Source organism: Halorubrum aethiopicum (assembly GCF_001542905.1).
Classification (GTDB): Archaea; Halobacteriota; Halobacteria; order Halobacteriales; family Haloferacaceae; genus Halorubrum; species Halorubrum aethiopicum.
In genome coordinates this window covers 1,573,428-1,587,447 of record NZ_LOAJ01000001.1, presented here as the reverse complement: position 1 = coordinate 1,587,447, position 14,020 = coordinate 1,573,428, and the positions used below count along the sequence as shown (strand labels likewise).

General features: G+C 71.0%; 13 protein-coding genes. 2 read left to right on the top strand and 11 right to left on the bottom strand.

Annotated features, from left to right (window positions below; all coding sequences use genetic code 11):
• Positions 1–69 precede the first annotated feature (69 nt).
• Positions 70–204: a hypothetical protein gene (locus AXA68_RS17455; protein ID WP_269799189.1), complete on the bottom strand. Its 135-nt coding sequence runs from the start codon at positions 202–204 to the stop codon at positions 70–72.
• A gap of 498 nt (positions 205–702) precedes the next feature.
• Between AXA68_RS17455 and AXA68_RS07565 the strand changes: the two genes are divergently transcribed.
• A complete protein-coding gene (locus tag AXA68_RS07565; protein ID WP_066414843.1) occupies positions 703–1,533 on the top strand; it encodes an IS5 family transposase in 831 nt (276 codons plus the stop codon).
• 393 nt (positions 1,534–1,926) lie between these two features.
• On the opposite strand, the gene AXA68_RS07560 is transcribed toward AXA68_RS07565, so the two are convergent.
• From AXA68_RS07560 to AXA68_RS07530, 7 genes are all read right to left on the bottom strand, one after another.
• Positions 1,927–2,973: an NAD(P)-dependent glycerol-1-phosphate dehydrogenase gene (locus tag AXA68_RS07560; protein WP_066414839.1), complete on the bottom strand. Its 1,047-nt coding sequence runs from the start codon at positions 2,971–2,973 to the stop codon at positions 1,927–1,929.
• Positions 2,974–3,088: 115 nt separating this feature from the next.
• Positions 3,089–3,781 carry a LysE family translocator gene (locus AXA68_RS07555; protein WP_066414825.1) on the bottom strand — a complete coding sequence of 231 codons (693 nt, stop codon included), beginning with the start codon at positions 3,779–3,781 and terminating at the stop codon, positions 3,089–3,091.
• Between the two features lie 89 nt (positions 3,782–3,870).
• Complete coding sequence (locus AXA68_RS07550; protein ID WP_066414823.1) at positions 3,871–4,557, bottom strand: metal-dependent transcriptional regulator; 687 nt, start codon at positions 4,555–4,557, stop codon at positions 3,871–3,873.
• A 52-nt stretch (positions 4,558–4,609) separates the two neighbouring features.
• On the bottom strand, positions 4,610–6,367 hold the full coding sequence (locus tag AXA68_RS07545; RefSeq protein WP_066414821.1) for a cobyric acid synthase: 1,758 nt from the start codon (positions 6,365–6,367) through the stop codon (positions 4,610–4,612).
• Between the two features lie 8 nt (positions 6,368–6,375).
• The gene (locus AXA68_RS07540) at positions 6,376–6,762 is read right to left on the bottom strand and encodes a hypothetical protein (RefSeq protein WP_066414818.1); all 387 of its coding nucleotides are present in this window, start codon (positions 6,760–6,762) and stop codon (positions 6,376–6,378) included.
• Positions 6,762–7,499 (bottom strand): cob(I)yrinic acid a,c-diamide adenosyltransferase, encoded by a 738-nt coding sequence (locus AXA68_RS07535; protein ID WP_066414815.1) that lies wholly within the window; start codon positions 7,497–7,499, stop codon positions 6,762–6,764. The genes AXA68_RS07540 and AXA68_RS07535 overlap by 1 nt, the downstream gene beginning before the upstream one ends.
• A 111-nt stretch (positions 7,500–7,610) precedes the next feature.
• Complete coding sequence (locus AXA68_RS07530) at positions 7,611–7,883, bottom strand: DUF7385 family protein (RefSeq protein WP_066414813.1); 273 nt, start codon at positions 7,881–7,883, stop codon at positions 7,611–7,613.
• A gap of 162 nt (positions 7,884–8,045) precedes the next feature.
• On the opposite strand from AXA68_RS07530, the gene AXA68_RS07525 reads away from it, so the two are divergent.
• The gene (locus tag AXA68_RS07525) at positions 8,046–10,418 is read left to right on the top strand and encodes a xanthine dehydrogenase family protein molybdopterin-binding subunit (protein WP_066414811.1); all 2,373 of its coding nucleotides are present in this window, start codon (positions 8,046–8,048) and stop codon (positions 10,416–10,418) included.
• Positions 10,419–10,467: 49 nt separating this feature from the next.
• Here the strand turns inward: AXA68_RS07525 and AXA68_RS07520 are convergent, their stop codons facing one another.
• The 3 genes from AXA68_RS07520 to AXA68_RS07510 all read right to left on the bottom strand — a co-directional run bounded on the left by AXA68_RS07520 (position 10,468) and on the right by AXA68_RS07510 (position 13,999).
• The gene (locus tag AXA68_RS07520) at positions 10,468–11,604 is read right to left on the bottom strand and encodes an XdhC family protein (protein ID WP_066414808.1); all 1,137 of its coding nucleotides are present in this window, start codon (positions 11,602–11,604) and stop codon (positions 10,468–10,470) included.
• Positions 11,605–11,732: 128 nt separating this feature from the next.
• A complete protein-coding gene (locus AXA68_RS07515) occupies positions 11,733–13,082 on the bottom strand; it encodes a VWA domain-containing protein (protein WP_066414798.1) in 1,350 nt (449 codons plus the stop codon).
• Positions 13,079–13,999: an AAA family ATPase gene (locus AXA68_RS07510; protein ID WP_066414796.1), complete on the bottom strand. Its 921-nt coding sequence runs from the start codon at positions 13,997–13,999 to the stop codon at positions 13,079–13,081. Before AXA68_RS07510 ends, AXA68_RS07515 begins: the two co-directional genes overlap by 4 nt.
• Positions 14,000–14,020 lie beyond the last annotated feature (21 nt).

Below are 14,020 nucleotides of genomic sequence, written 5' to 3'. Positions count from 1 at the left end.
CAGGATCGGACGGTGCTTACCGAGTGAGTTCCGAGGTAGCGGGGACTTCGGAGGAGTCGGCGGGAGACTTTATTCGTCGCTGTCTTCTCCGCCACTACTGCTCTTTTTCAGTTCCGCCATCCGTGCTCGGGGCTTGCCGTCCTTGCCCTCTCTCACGGCCTCGCTGTCGGCGAGGTCACCTTCGGGCTTCTCTGATTTACTCATCGTTTACCTCTCGGCGATCCAGCGTTAAATATTCTTCCCGGAGAACATACCGGGCCAGATACGCCGAAACGATCAGCACAAGGGCGAAAACACCGATCTCGACGGGTAATGGTGCCGGCAAAACGAACAGAATCCCGGCTCCGAAGAGAAACAACAGACCGACCAGAAATGCGGCTAAACACCGTTGAAACCGACGCGCGTTCGTCACCACTACCAGTCGGTTCCGATCGATCGCGTCACTATACCCACGGAGTAGAACGTCCTTGTATTGTTGCCCATCTATTCGGTAGTTCGACATATACTCGCCAATCGCTGGCGATGGACCGTACTCGAATTCACTGCTCAGATACGTTATAACGGCATAGATGAGCGATATGAACAGCGTGGCGACGGACAGCCCGAGGAGTACGAAAACAACGCTCGTCTGCTCTGTTGAATCCGCAGAAGGCAACGGGATAGCGTCGCTCTGAAGGCGGAAGCGAAGCGGAAGAGCCGAATGTGTCCAAACTCCTCTTCCGCTTCGTTAAGCAAGCCGCGTCGCTGGCTCAAAAGCGCTGTGCCGCCAGTCCAACGGCGGTGAGTGATCCGACTGGCCACGGATTTCCCGGGTGGAAGCATGTGACGCTCCACTTTTTGCGGGTTCACATGGACGCGACGTACCGCGAGATTGTGGATTGGGCGAGTGAGATGGATCGCGTTCGTGGTCTGTTACAGCTGGCGCGGACGGCATTTCCCGCACCCTCAACGCTGTATCGGTCGTTTGAGAGGGTGCCCATGTCGATATGGCGTGGGTTCCTTCGTGAGTCCGCGACCATCTGCGATCCGGGCTCGCACGGTGCCATCGATGCCACGTTCTTCGACCGCGAAACGGCATCGAGACACTACCAACACCGCTCGGATCGCCACATACGCACGCTCAAAACGACGGCGCTCGTCGATACAGACTCGTGTGCCATCCTCGATCTTCACTGCTCGGCACACTGGCCTCACGACACACAAACCGGCCGTCGAGTCGCTCTTCGCAACATCGGGAAAATAGAGAGTCTCGCCGGTGACAAAGGCTATGACGACCAATCTCTCCGGAACGCCCTCCGTTCAGAGGGCGTCCGGCCTTTGCTGCGTCACCGGCTGTTTGCTGCGTACGATCACGCACACAACGCACGGTTGGACAGCGAGTTATACGGCCAACGCTGGATGGCCGAGACCGCCTTTTCGGCCATCAAGCGTCGGTTCGGCCCCGCTGTCCACCCTCGCGCATGGTACCGCGAGTTCCGCGAACTCGTGTTGACCGCCGCTGTCTACAACCTCGAACAGGCGCTCAAACAGTGACCCCGACGCCGTCATCGGATTCAACAAAGCACGCTCGTCCGAATCGAAACGGACACGCCTTGAGTGCTGACGGCAAACGTGGTAGCACTCAATATAAGACTAGCGAGTATGCCGACCAAACGTGCGACGTACGCCGCTTTGTCATCGATTCCGTTGAGCGTCGATATCTGTGTCTGAACCATCGTCTCATATCGGCGGAGAAGGTCCCGTTCCGGATCGAAGTCGGAAATAGAGGCTTGGTCCGGGGCATCATCATTCGAAGGCATACGATTCTCGTGTGATCACTCACCCGGTAATCGATGTTAAACTGATCGAGACTCGATCTGTACTCCGCACGGACGCTCCGGTGATGGATCGAATGACGAAGCGGAGATCCGCCCCCATCGATCCCCCTCAGATCACGCCCGTCGCGGTCGCGACCTCGATGGCGGCCTCCTCGTTGATCCCGCCCTGGAGGATCGTGTAGCGGTCGCGGATCTCGTGGGCGCTCGTCAGGGCGGCGATCAGCTCCTCGTCGTCGACGCCCAGTTCCGCGGCGGTCGTCGGCGCGTCGAGTTCGCCGAGCGCCTCGCGGATCGCGGCCCACTCGCCGCTCTCGCCGCTGTGGAGGTACTCGGTCAGGATCGAGGCGACGCCGACCTGGTGGCCGTGGAGCGCCTTGCCCGGCGCGATCCGGTCGAGTTGATGCGAGATGAGGTGTTCCGCGCCGGAGGCGGGCCGCGAGGAGCCGGCGATCGACATCGCGACGCCCGAGGAGACGAGCGCCTTCACGACGACCCACGACGACTCCTCGAGACCGGGCCGGATCATGTCCGCGTTCTCGACAAGCAGCTCCGCGGTCATCTCGGAGAGCGCGCCGGCGTACTCGCTGTACTCGACGTTCCGCAGCCGGCGGGCGAGCCGCCAGTCCTTCACGGCGGTGTAGTTCGAGATGATGTCCGCACAGCCCGCAGTGGTGAGCCGCCAAGGGGCCTCGGCGAGCAGTTCGGTGTCGGCGACGACCGCGAGCGGCGGGTCGGCGGCCACCGAGTGGCGCGTGTCGCCCTCGGGGATGGAGGAGCGCCCCGAGACGATCCCGTCGTGGGAGGCGACCGTCGGCACGGAGACGAACCCTACGTCGAGGTGGTCGGCCGCCATCTTCGCGATGTCGATCGGTTTGCCGCCCCCTAAGGCGATCAGATAGCCCGGATCCACCGCCTCCGCGGTCGCTTTCAGTTCCTCGACCGCGTCGAAGGAGGCCTCGTCGACGACGGCGGTCGCGGGGTCCTCGAACTGCGCGCGCACCCGGTCGCCGGCGATCTCGTTCGGCGTCGGGCTGGTGACGACCAGCGGCCGGCCGGTGAGATACAGTTCGCCGACGGCCGCTCCGAGGTCGTCGACGACGCCGTGGCCCACGAGCACGTTCCGCGGGAGCTTGATCCACGTGGACTTCTCGAACATACGGGCCGCTCACGCCCGCGGGTGAAAGCCGTTGTCCATGCCGACGAGTCTCGCCGCGGGCGGGGAGCGGTCGACCGATCGCCCGCGGGTCGACCGATCGCTCGCGGCTCTCCGATCACCACGCGAGCACCGTCGTCGCGGCGTCGAAGAGGAAGTAGACGCCGAACCCGCCGAGCACGATCGCCGACGCGACCGCGACGACCGGGCCGATCGTCTGGACCCGCTTCTCGGCCGCGGCAAGGCTCACGGGGAACAGCGTGACCCAGCTCAACACCCCGAGGAAGAACCCGCCGAGCAGCGCGGGCGACCCGGTCGCGACCACCAGGCTCCCGGCGAGGCCCTCGCCGACGACGGGCAGCGGCGCGAGGACGTCGAGCTCGCCCGGGCGCAACATCCCGACCCCGACCGTGAGCCAGAACAGCACCTGAAACGGGTTCGTCAGCGCCAGCGCGAGCGCCTTCCGGAACCCCTTCCCGTCCTCCACCATGGGGTCCTCGCCCGTGGTGGGCCGGAAGGAGGCGCGTGCGTCGCGGGCGGTGCCGACCGCGAAGTAACACATCAGACAGCCGCCGACGCCGATCATGGCGGTCTGGAGCTGCGGGATCGACTGGACGAACGAGACGACCCCGAGGTACGCGAGGACGAAGAACAGGAAGTCGGCGGTCGCCGCGCCGAGCCCCGCGCGGGTGCCGGCCGGCCACCCGCGAAGCACCGCCTCCTCGGCGATGACCGCGTTCATCGGGCCCGGCGGGGCCGCGAGCGCGAGCCCGAAGACCGCGCCCACGGCGAGGGTGGCGACCGCGTTCACGTCAGCGTAGAGGACGGTTCGCGTGAAAAACCTCGCGGCCGAGGGCTCTCTCGCCGACTGCTTCCGGATCCGCGGGCGTGACGGGTCCGCTACGACCGCTCCGCGGACTCCGCGGGTTCCGCGGCCGCCTCCACGCGGATCGAGCGGGCCACCGCCGCCGGGAGGCTCTGTTCGCCCGCCGGCGTCCGAACGGTCACCATCCCGAACGGCGCGACGTCGACGACCTCGATCGTCGTTCCGGGGGTGATCCCGGCGTCGGCGAGGTACTCGAGTTCGTCGTCGTCGCGGTCGGAGACCCGCGTCACGATCAGCCGGTCGCCCTCGGGGTGATCGGAGAGCCGCGGGCCGGTCCCCTCGTCGATGGGCTCGAGGTCGGCGCCGGGGATCGGATCGCCGTGGGGGTCGACGTCGGGGTCGCCGAGCGCGTCGGCGACCCGCCGCTCGAACTCCTCCGAGATGTGGTGTTCCAGCGCGTCCGCCTCCGCGTGGACGTCGCTCCAGTCGTAATCCAGCTGGTCGGCGAGGAACGCCTCGAGGAGCCGGTGGTGTCTGACGATCTCGAGGGCGACCGCCTCACCCTCCGCCGTGAGCTCGACCCCCTGGTACGGCTCGCGGTCGACGAGCCCGCGGTCGGCCAGCTTGCCGAGCATGTCGGTCACGGTCGGCGGGGTCTTCTCGAGGTACTCGGCGATGGCGGACGTCGAGACGGGAGCACCCTCCTCGGCCTGGAGGACGTAGATCGCCTTGAGGTAGTCCTCCATCACGTCGCTGAGCATTCACGCGAGTTTGCGCGAGGCGAGGCAAATACCTACCGGGAACCCCGCCCCGTCACGTCGCGTCCGTCGGCAGCCCCAACGCGGCGAGATCAAGGTGCTCGCGGAGCAGGTCGGCCGCCCGGTCGGCCGGGTTCCCCGTCCCCGTGCCGTCGGTCGTCGCGCCCCCGGCCGCCCCCGCCACCCCGGCGTGCTCGCGAACGCAGGCGAGGAACCCCCGCCGAACCGCCCCGTTCTCGAAGAGCCCGTGGAGGTAGGTCCCGAGGACGCCGCCCGCGGCCGCGCCGAGTTCGACGCCCGATCGGTCGCCGCCGGGGTCCGAGAAGGGCGTCGCGAGCGACGCCGGCGAGACGGCCGGCGCGTCCTTCCCCTCCCTTTCCTCCTCGTCCTCCTCCCCTTTCCCGCCTTCCTCCGCCGGGTCGATCCGCCGCGTCTCGCCCATGTGGATCTCGTAGCCGGCGACGTCGAGGACGGCCCCCCCGTCCGCCGTCGACCCGCCGACCGACCCTCCGGTCGACTTCACGAGGTCGGTCGCGGTCGGGTCCAGCTCGAGGTCGGCCGCGACGACCCGCTTCTCCTCCGAGAACGCGGTCTCGACCGGGAGGAGCCCGAACCCGTCGACGACGTCCGGCACGTCCGGGTCCGCGCTCTCGACGGCCGCGTTCGCGATCCGCTCGCCGACGAGCTGGTAGCCGCCACAGAGGCCGACGACGGGCCCGTCGAACGCGCGGAGGGCGTCGTCGAACCCCGCCTCGCGGCAGGCGCGGAGGTCGTCGACGGTGTTCTTCGTGCCGGGGACCACGACCGCGTCGGCGTCGTCGAGGGGGGAATCGAGCGGCACGAACGCGACGCGGACGCCCCGTTCGGCCGCGAGCGGCTCCACGTCGGTCGCGTTCGAGATCCGCGGGAGTCGGGGGACGGCGACGGTGACCGACTCGGCGGCCGGGACGCCGTCGTCCGCGCCGAGGACCGCGCGTTCGCCCGGGTCGGGGAGCGCGACGCTGTCCTCCTCGGGGAGTCCGGGGTCGTCGTACGGGATCACGCCGAGGACGGGGACGCCGGTCCGCTCCTCGAAGGCCTCGATGCCCGGATCGAGGAGACTCCGGTCGCCGCGGAACTTGGTGATGACCGCGCCGACGACCCGGTCGCGCAGGTCCGCGGGGAGCAGTTCGAGCGTGCCGACCAGCGCGGCGAAGACGCCCCCGCGCTCGATGTCGGCGACGAGGAGGATCTCCGCGCCGCCGGCGGGGCCGGATCCACCCGCCGACCCCGTCTCCTCACGAGGGTCGCCGCCGAACAGCCGCGCCGTCTCCACGTTCGCGAGGTCGCGGTCGTGGAGGTTGATCTCGGCCACCGACCCCGCCCCCTCCGCGACGATCACGTCGTGGTCGGCGGCGAGCCGCCGGTGGGCGGCCGCCGCGGCCTCGCGGGCCTCCGCCCACCGGCCGCCGTAGTAGTCCGCCGCCGTGGCGTGCGCGACCGCCTGCCCGTTCACGACGAGCTGGCTCTCGCCCTCGCCGCGGGGCTTGAGGAGGACGGGGTTGTGGTCCGTCTCGGGGCCGACGCGGGCCGCGCGCGCCTGGACGTACTGGGAGATCCCCACCTCGCCGAACGCGGCGTCGACGCCCGCGCCCGGCGAGACGGGGGCCGCCCGCGCGTTGTTCGACATGTTCTGGGCCTTGTACGGCGCGACGGCGACGTCGGCGTCCGCGAGGTGGCGACAGAGGCCGGCGGCGACCGTGGACTTGCCGACGTGGGAGGCGGTGCCCGCGACGAGGAGCGTCCGGGCGGCGGTGTGGGGGTCGTCGGTCATTTTCCGACTCACCCGCCGACGCCGGAGACGTGATCCGTGTCGGATCCCGACCGCTCCGCGATCCGCGCGGCGAGTTCGCGGGCGGCCGCGACGTGGTCGTCCGCCTCCCCGTCGCCGGTCCCGTCGATCTCCGCGAGCAGTTCCCGGATCTCGGCGGCGCGCTCGCCGGCGACCGACTCCTCGAGATCGTCGGCCGCGAGGTCGGCCGCGAGCGCCTGTGCCTCCCCGAGGTACCAGCCGGCCTCCCGCTCGACCGGAAGCGTCTCGGTGGCGACGAGGCGGTCGTGAAGCGCCGTCGCGGGATCGGCTTCCGCGTCTTCGGAGTCGGGATCGGATCCGTCGCCGTCGGCGGGACCGGCGGCCCGACTTCCCCTCTCGTCCGACCCGTCGACCATCAGTACTCCGTCCCCTTGCGGGCGCGCTGGCCCGCGTCGATCGGGTGTTTCTCCTTGCCGACGCGGGTTATCAGGTCCGCGGCGTCCGCGAGGTACGCGGGCCGCTCGTGGCTGCCCGTGAGCACGAGTTCGAGCCCGTCGGGCTTGTCGTCGATCAGACCGAGCACCTCCTCGGGGGCGATCAGATCGCGGTCGGCGGCGTAGAGTATCTCGTCGAGGATCAGCATGTGGACGCCGGCGTCGGGCTCGGCGTCGAGCGGGATCGGCGAGGAGAGGTCGGCGCCGCCCGCGGCGTCGATCAGTTCGCGGGCGCGCTCGAGTCCGGCCCGCGCGTCCCGCTCGTGGTCGTCGTCCGCGGAGCCGTCGGCCATCCCGTGCCAGCCGTAGTGGCCGGTGTTCTCGAAGGAGTAGCCGGGGAGCGCCCGGATCGCGTTGTACTCGCCGCGGACGGCCTCCACGGAGTCCGCGCCGCCCTTCATGAACTGGAGCATGTGAACGCGGTAGCCGTGGCCGGCCGCGCGGGCACCCATCCCGAACGCGGCCGTCGTCTTCCCCTTCCCGTCGCCCCACCAGGCCTGGACGAGCCCGAACTCCTCCGGCGCACTCGCCTCGATCGGGTCCGCGTCGGGCGCGATCCCGCGGCCGGGGGTGTTCCGTCGGACCGCGTCACGGTCGTCCGTCGTCGACTCGTCCGCGCTCCCTCCGCCCGCTCGCCGCTCGGTCGTCTCGTCGGTCATACCGACCCCTCGGCGTCGACGCCCTTGAATCGGGGCGGTCCGCGTCGCGTCGCTCGACGGTCCTGGGCAGTCCGCGTCGGTCCTCGTCGGCCCGCGTCGCTCGACGGTCGATCAGTCGTCGTGGATGAACACCAGCCGCCGGTCCTCGGTGTTACAGATACAGAGCTCGATCCCGTCGCGCGTCGCGCCGATCCGCTGCCAGCCGTGGTCGCTGACGAACAGCGTCTGGAACACGCCCAGGTCACACTTCGGGTTCGGGCAGCCGACGCCGGCCGCGTTCTTGTACACCGTCGTGCCGCCGCCGGAGCTCTGCCGGACCAGCCCGTCGGTCAGCGAACGGAACTCCTCGGCCGACATCGCTCCCGCCGTGTCATCCTCGCTCATGGTCCGGGATTCGGGGCAACAGTATAAAAACGGCCCGCCCGTTCAGGACTGGCGGCCGGGTCGCGACCCGCGAGGCGACCGGGTCGCCGGAGGATCCCCAACTCACCCTCACGGCGACGGCGGTTTTTTGATGCCTCGGACGCCTCTCCAAAGGAGAGAGGGATGACATTCGAGACCATCGAGGGCGGCGACGCGAGGCCGAGCGACCTGGTCGGCTCCGCGGTCCAGCGGCGGGAGGACCCGCACCTCATCACGGGCGACGCGGAGTACACCGACGACATCCAGTACCCGGAGGAGGCCCACCTCGGGCTCCTCGGGAGTCGGTACGGACACGCCCGGATCGAGGGGGTCGAGACGGCCGCGGCCGCGGCGATGGACGGGGTCTTCGGGGTGTACACCTGGGCGGACCTCGAGGCGTCCGACGCGCCGGGGCTCCTCCGGACGGACGATCCCGAGGAGGGGTCGGCCGAGTCGGACACGGAGACGGGCGCGGTCGCCCCGGACCACCCGATGCTGGCGGACGACCACGTCACCTACCAGGGCCAACCCGTCGCGGCGGTCGTCGCCGAGGACCGCTACGTCGTCCACGACGCGCTCGACGCCGTCGACGTCGAGTACGAGCGGCTGGACGCGGTCGTCGACCCGGACGAGGCGTTGAGCGGGGACGCGCCGACGATCCACGAGACGAGCCCGGACAACGTCGCCTTCGAGTGGGACACGGGCGACGCCGAGGCGGCGGAGGCCGCCCTCGAGGCCGCCGACAACGTGGTCCCGTTGGAACTGGAGATAAACCGAGTGATCCCGACGGCGATGGAGCCGAGAGCCGCCGTGGCGCGCTCGCTGCCCGGCGACGAGCTCCACGTCGAGATGTCGACGCAGAACCCCCACCAGGTGCGTTCGGACCTCGCGGAGACGCTCGGCATGGCGGAAGACCGGATCCGCGTCCGCCCCCCCGACGTCGGCGGCGGGTTCGGCGCGAAGCTGTTCCCCTACACCGGCCACCTGCTGGCGGGGTGGTGTGCGCGCGAGCTGGACCGGCCGGTGAAGTGGGTCGCGCCGCGGACGGAGGACTTCCTGTCGATGATCCACGCGCGCCACCACCTCGTCCGGGCGGAGGCGGGCGTCGACGACGACGGGACGCTCCGGGGGTTCCGCGCGGACACGACGGTACCCGTCGGCGGCCACCTCGCGCCCGGCGGGTCGGGCGTCCCGACGAACCTCGGCGTGATGGCGAACGGCCAGTACCGCGTCGAGGGGGCGTACGTCCACACACGGGGCGCGTTCACGAACACGGCCCCGCTGTCGGCGTACCGCGGGGCGGGCCGCCCGGAGGCGACGTACTTCATCGAGCGGCTCGTCGACGTCGCGGCCCGCGCGGTCGACCTCGACCCCGCCGAGTTCCGGCGTCGGAACTTCATCCCGCCGGAGGCGTTCCCCTACGAGACGGGGCTCGGCCGCACCTACGACTCCGGCGAGTACGACGGGACGCTGAGTCGGGCCCTCGAGACGGTCGGCTACGACGCGTTCCGCGAGCGCCAGCGAGAGGCCCGCGAGGAGGGACGCTACCTCGGGGTCGGCCTCTCCTGTTACGTCGAGGCCTGCGGTGCCGCGCCGGGGATGCCGGAGTCCGGGATAGTCAGCGTCGACGAGTCGGGGACGGTGCTCGTCAAGGCCGGCACGGCCGAGATCGGGACCGGCCACCGGACGGGCTACACGCAGATCGTCGCGAACGCGCTCGGCGTCCCGTTCGAGGACGTCGAGGTGATCGAGGGCGACACCGCCGAGATCGAGGAGGGGAACGGCACCGCGGGCAGCCGGGGGATGCCGGTCGGCGGCGGCGCGCTCGAGGAGAGCGCGCGGAAGGTTCGCGAGCAGGCGCGGTCGGTCGCCGCGAACCGGCTCGAGGCGGATGAGCGCGACGTGGAGTTCGCGGACGGCGAGTTCTTCCTCAGCGGCGTCCCGAGCCGGAGCGTGACGATCCGGGAGGTCGCGGCGCTCGCACACGACGAGGCGTACCTCCCCGAGGACGCGGAGCCCGGACTCGACGCCGAGACGTCGTTCGATCCCGCGAACTACACGTTCCCGTTCGGGAGCCACGTCGCGGTCGTGGAGGTCGACCCCGAGGTCGGCGAGATCGAGATAGAGCGGTACGTCGCCGTCGACGACGTGGGCACCCAGATCAACCCGAAGATCGTGGAGGGACAGATCCACGGCGGGATCGCCCAAGGGATCGGCCAGGCGATCTACGAGGAGGCCGTCTACGACGACAACGGCACCCTGATCACGGGCTCGCTACAGGACTACGCCGTCCCGAAGGCCGAACACCTGCCGGACGTCGAGTGGGACTCGACGGTGACGCCGAGCCCCCACAACCCGCTGGGGGCGAAGGGGGTCGGCGAGGCGGGCGCGATCGCCGCGCCCCCCGCCGTCGTCAACGCGGTCGTCGACGCGCTCGCGCCCTTCGGCGTCGAGTCGATCGACATGCCGCTCACGCCCGAGACGGTCTGGAAGGCCGTGCGGGAGGCGGAGCGGTAGCGGGGGACCGGGCGAAACCGCGACCCGTCACGGGACCGCCGCCCGCGACTCACCCGGACGGGGGGGTCTCCGCCCGGTCGTGGATCGGCTCGTCGCGGTCGCGGAGGTGGCCCGGCGAGCGGTCGTGCGCGACCGCGAGGACCTCGGTGACGATGCTACAGGCGATCCGGTAGGGCGTGTCGCCGCCGAGGTTCAACCCGATCGGCGTGTACACCCGGTCGAGCTCCGCGTCGTCGAACTCCCGGCCCTCCTCTCTGAACCGCTCGCGCATCTCCGCGAACCGCTTTCGCGGCCCCATCACGCCGACGTACGGGACGGGCGTCGAGAGCAGCGCGTCCAGCGCGAGCCGGTCGTCCACGAAGTTGTGGGTCATGACGACGGCGTACGTCTCCGCGTCCCACTCGCGCAGGTCGGCCACCTCGCCCGGCGACGCCGAGACGACCTCGTCGGCCGCCGCGAACCGCTCCTCGTCCGCGTGGAGGCCCCGGAAGGAGACGACCGTCACGCGGAAGTCGGCGAGCGTCGCCAGCTCCGCGACCGGCCCCACGTCGTGGCCGGAGCCGAAGACGACGAGCTCCGGCGGGGGCTCGATCCCGTCGACGAACAGTTCGACGCGCCCGCCGTCGCGCTCGACCGCGACCGCGTCGCTCTCGCCGGCGGCGACGAGCCGGTCGACCTCGTCGGCGACGGCCTCCGCGAGCGAGTCCGGGAGGTCGCCCGCGAAGCCGCCTCCGGGCCGTCGGACGCTCCGCGTGCCGACCGGCGGGCCGTCCCCGCCGAGGACGGTGACGACGCCGACCGACTCCCCTCGGTCGTAGGCCTCGGTCACCGGACGGTACGACTCGCCGAGCGGTTCGAGGAGCACCGTGATGACGCCGTTACAGCCGACGCCCATTCCCCAGACGTCGTCCTCGTCGTTCATCAGGTCCCAGGTCTCGACGCGCGGCTCGCCCCGGTCGAGGACGTCCGCGGCGAGCTCCCGCACCTCGTCCTCGAGGCAGCCGGCGGTGATGCTCCCGGCCCCGCCGCCGTCGGGGGTGATGAGCATCTTCGCGCCGGGACGGCGGTAGGCGCTCCCCTCGACGTCGACCACGGTGGCCAACACGGCGTCGTCGCCACCCTCCACGGCGGCCGCGATCCGGTCGAAGACGTTCGTTTCCGGCGTGCTCCAGTCGTTCGTGCTCATGGTCGTGTGTAGGATCGTGTGGTGTCTCGTGGCGTTTCGTGGTCGTTAGCCGTGTCGTGCGTTTCGGGATTGTCGTGGCGTGTCGGGGGTGTCGTGATGTGTCGGGTCCTGTCGTGGCGTGTCGGGCGTCAGGCGGATGCGCGGTCGCGCCGCGGGTCGTACTCGTAGCCGATCCGACCGCCGAGGCCGTTCCGCGCGAGCTGTCGGCCGACCTCCGCGAGGTCGGCCGGGGCGGCGAACGCGAAGAGCCCGTCGAGGAACGGGAGCGCGCTCGCCATCCCCGCGGCCGTCGGCTCGTACGCCGGCGCGGCCGCGAGCGGGTTGAGCCAGACGACGCCGCGCGCCCGCGCCGAGAGCCACGCGAGCTCCGCTTCGAGCTCCCCGACGTCGCCCATCTCGAGGCCGTCGCTGACGACGAAGACGACGGTTCGGCGGTCGACCGCGTCGGGCGTGGTCCGGTGAAACGACGCCAGCGACCCGCCGATCCGGGTCCCTCCGCCCCACTCCGTCTCCGCGCGCTCCAGCGCCGCGAGCGCGGCCGACGGCGTCGGCTCGCCGAAGGCGTCCGTGACCTCCCTGGCGTCCTCGTCGAAGAGGACGATCCGGCAGTCGCGCCACGCGGAGCGGGCGTACTGGAGCGTCGCGAGCAGCAGCGTCCGGTCGACCGTCTCGAGGACAGAGCGGCTGACGTCGACGAACCAGAGCGCGCGGACGTCCGCGAGGCGGCGCTCCGTCCGCGGGACCGAGAGGACGGTCCCCCCGGTCCCGAAGCTCGCCCGCAGCGCCCGCCGGACGTCCGCGCGCTCGTCGCCGTCGCCGCGCCACCGCCGCCCGCGGAGGCTGTGAAGCGCCGGCGTCAGCGTCGAGAACGCCTCCTCGAGCGATCCGACGAGGCCGCCTCGTCCGCCCTCGATCCCGGTCACCTCCGAGGCCTGACCGACCGGGCTGTACCACGCCGCCGCGAGGTCGTCGTCCTCTCCGCCCTCCTCCCCGTCGTCGCCGTCGAGACCCGACCCGACGAGCGCGCGCTCGGTCGCGGTCCGGGAGTCCGCCGCCCCGTCGCTGCCGTCGTCCGCCGAGCCGTCGCCGCCGTCGTCCGGCGTCGTCCCGGGCGGCTCCGCCGAGGGATCGGCTCCGAGCGGGGCGAGCGCGCCCTCGGGTCCGTCGGAGTCCCGCGGGGCCGGGCCGGAGAGCGAGAGCCCGGCTGTCAGTCGCCGCCAGAACTCCGGAAACTGCCGGTCGAACGTCGCCGCGTCGTCTGGGTCGGCGACGAGACACGCCCGCAGGGCGGCGCGGGCGCGCGTCTCGTCGTCGAACCCGACCTCGACGAGCGCCCGCGCGGCCGTCACCCCCGCGTTCGCCGGGACGGCGACGCCGGCATGTCTGAGCGACCGCACGAACCGCACGACCTCCTCGCGGACGAAGTCGCGGACCTCGGCGAACGGCGGCGGATCGGAGCCCGCGACCGGGTCGGTCACGAGGTCACCTCCGCCCGGGCTGACTCGGCCGCCTCGACGAGCGCCTCGAGGAGGTCGTCGTCGACGCGGCGGACGTCCTCGACCTCCTTCAACAGGCAGCCGATCGTCTCGCGCACCTCCGCGGGCGAGAGCGACGCCGGCTCCCCCTCGCGGCGGAGCGTCGCGACCGCGCGCGCCCAGTCGATGGTCTCGGCCGCGCCCGGCGGCTTCCGCAGCGGCTCCTCGCGCACGCGCTCCGCCATCGCGCAGAGCTCGGCCGCGATCGCGCCGTCGAGTTCGGGCACCTTCCGGGCGAGTATCTCCCGCTCCTTCTCGAAGGAGGGCGGCGAGACGTGGAGGTAGAGACAGCGACGCTTCAACGCGTCGCTCAGCGCGCGCGTCCGGTTCGACGTGAGGACGACGACGGGCGGGGTCTCGGCGGCGACGGTGCCGTACTCGGGGATCGAAACCTGGTGGTCGCTCAGGACCTCAAGAAGCAGCGCCTCGAACGCCTCGTCGGCGCGGTCGACCTCGTCGACGAGCAGCACCGGCGGCCGCTCGCCCCCGCCGCGGAGCGCCCGGAGCAGCGGTCGTTCGAGGAGGTACTCCTCCGTGAACACCGACCCGTCGTCCGTTCCCGACTGGACGGCGAGCAGCTGTTTCGTGTAGTTCCACTCGTACAGCGCGTTCTCGGCGGTGAGCCCCTCGTAACACTGGAGGCGGACGAGCTCGGTCCCGAAGCCGTCGGCGAGGACCTTCGCGAGCTCCGTCTTCCCCGCGCCCGGCTCCCCCTCGACGAGGAGCGGCTTCCCAAGCCGCAACGCCAGGAGGACGGTCGTCACCACGTCGTCGTCGGCGACGTACTCCTCCCGGTCGAGGGCGTCGCGGAGCTCGGCCTCCGTCAGGTCGGCGAACGCGGTCGGTCGTCCCTCGGTCATCGTCTCACGAGGGCGGGTAGT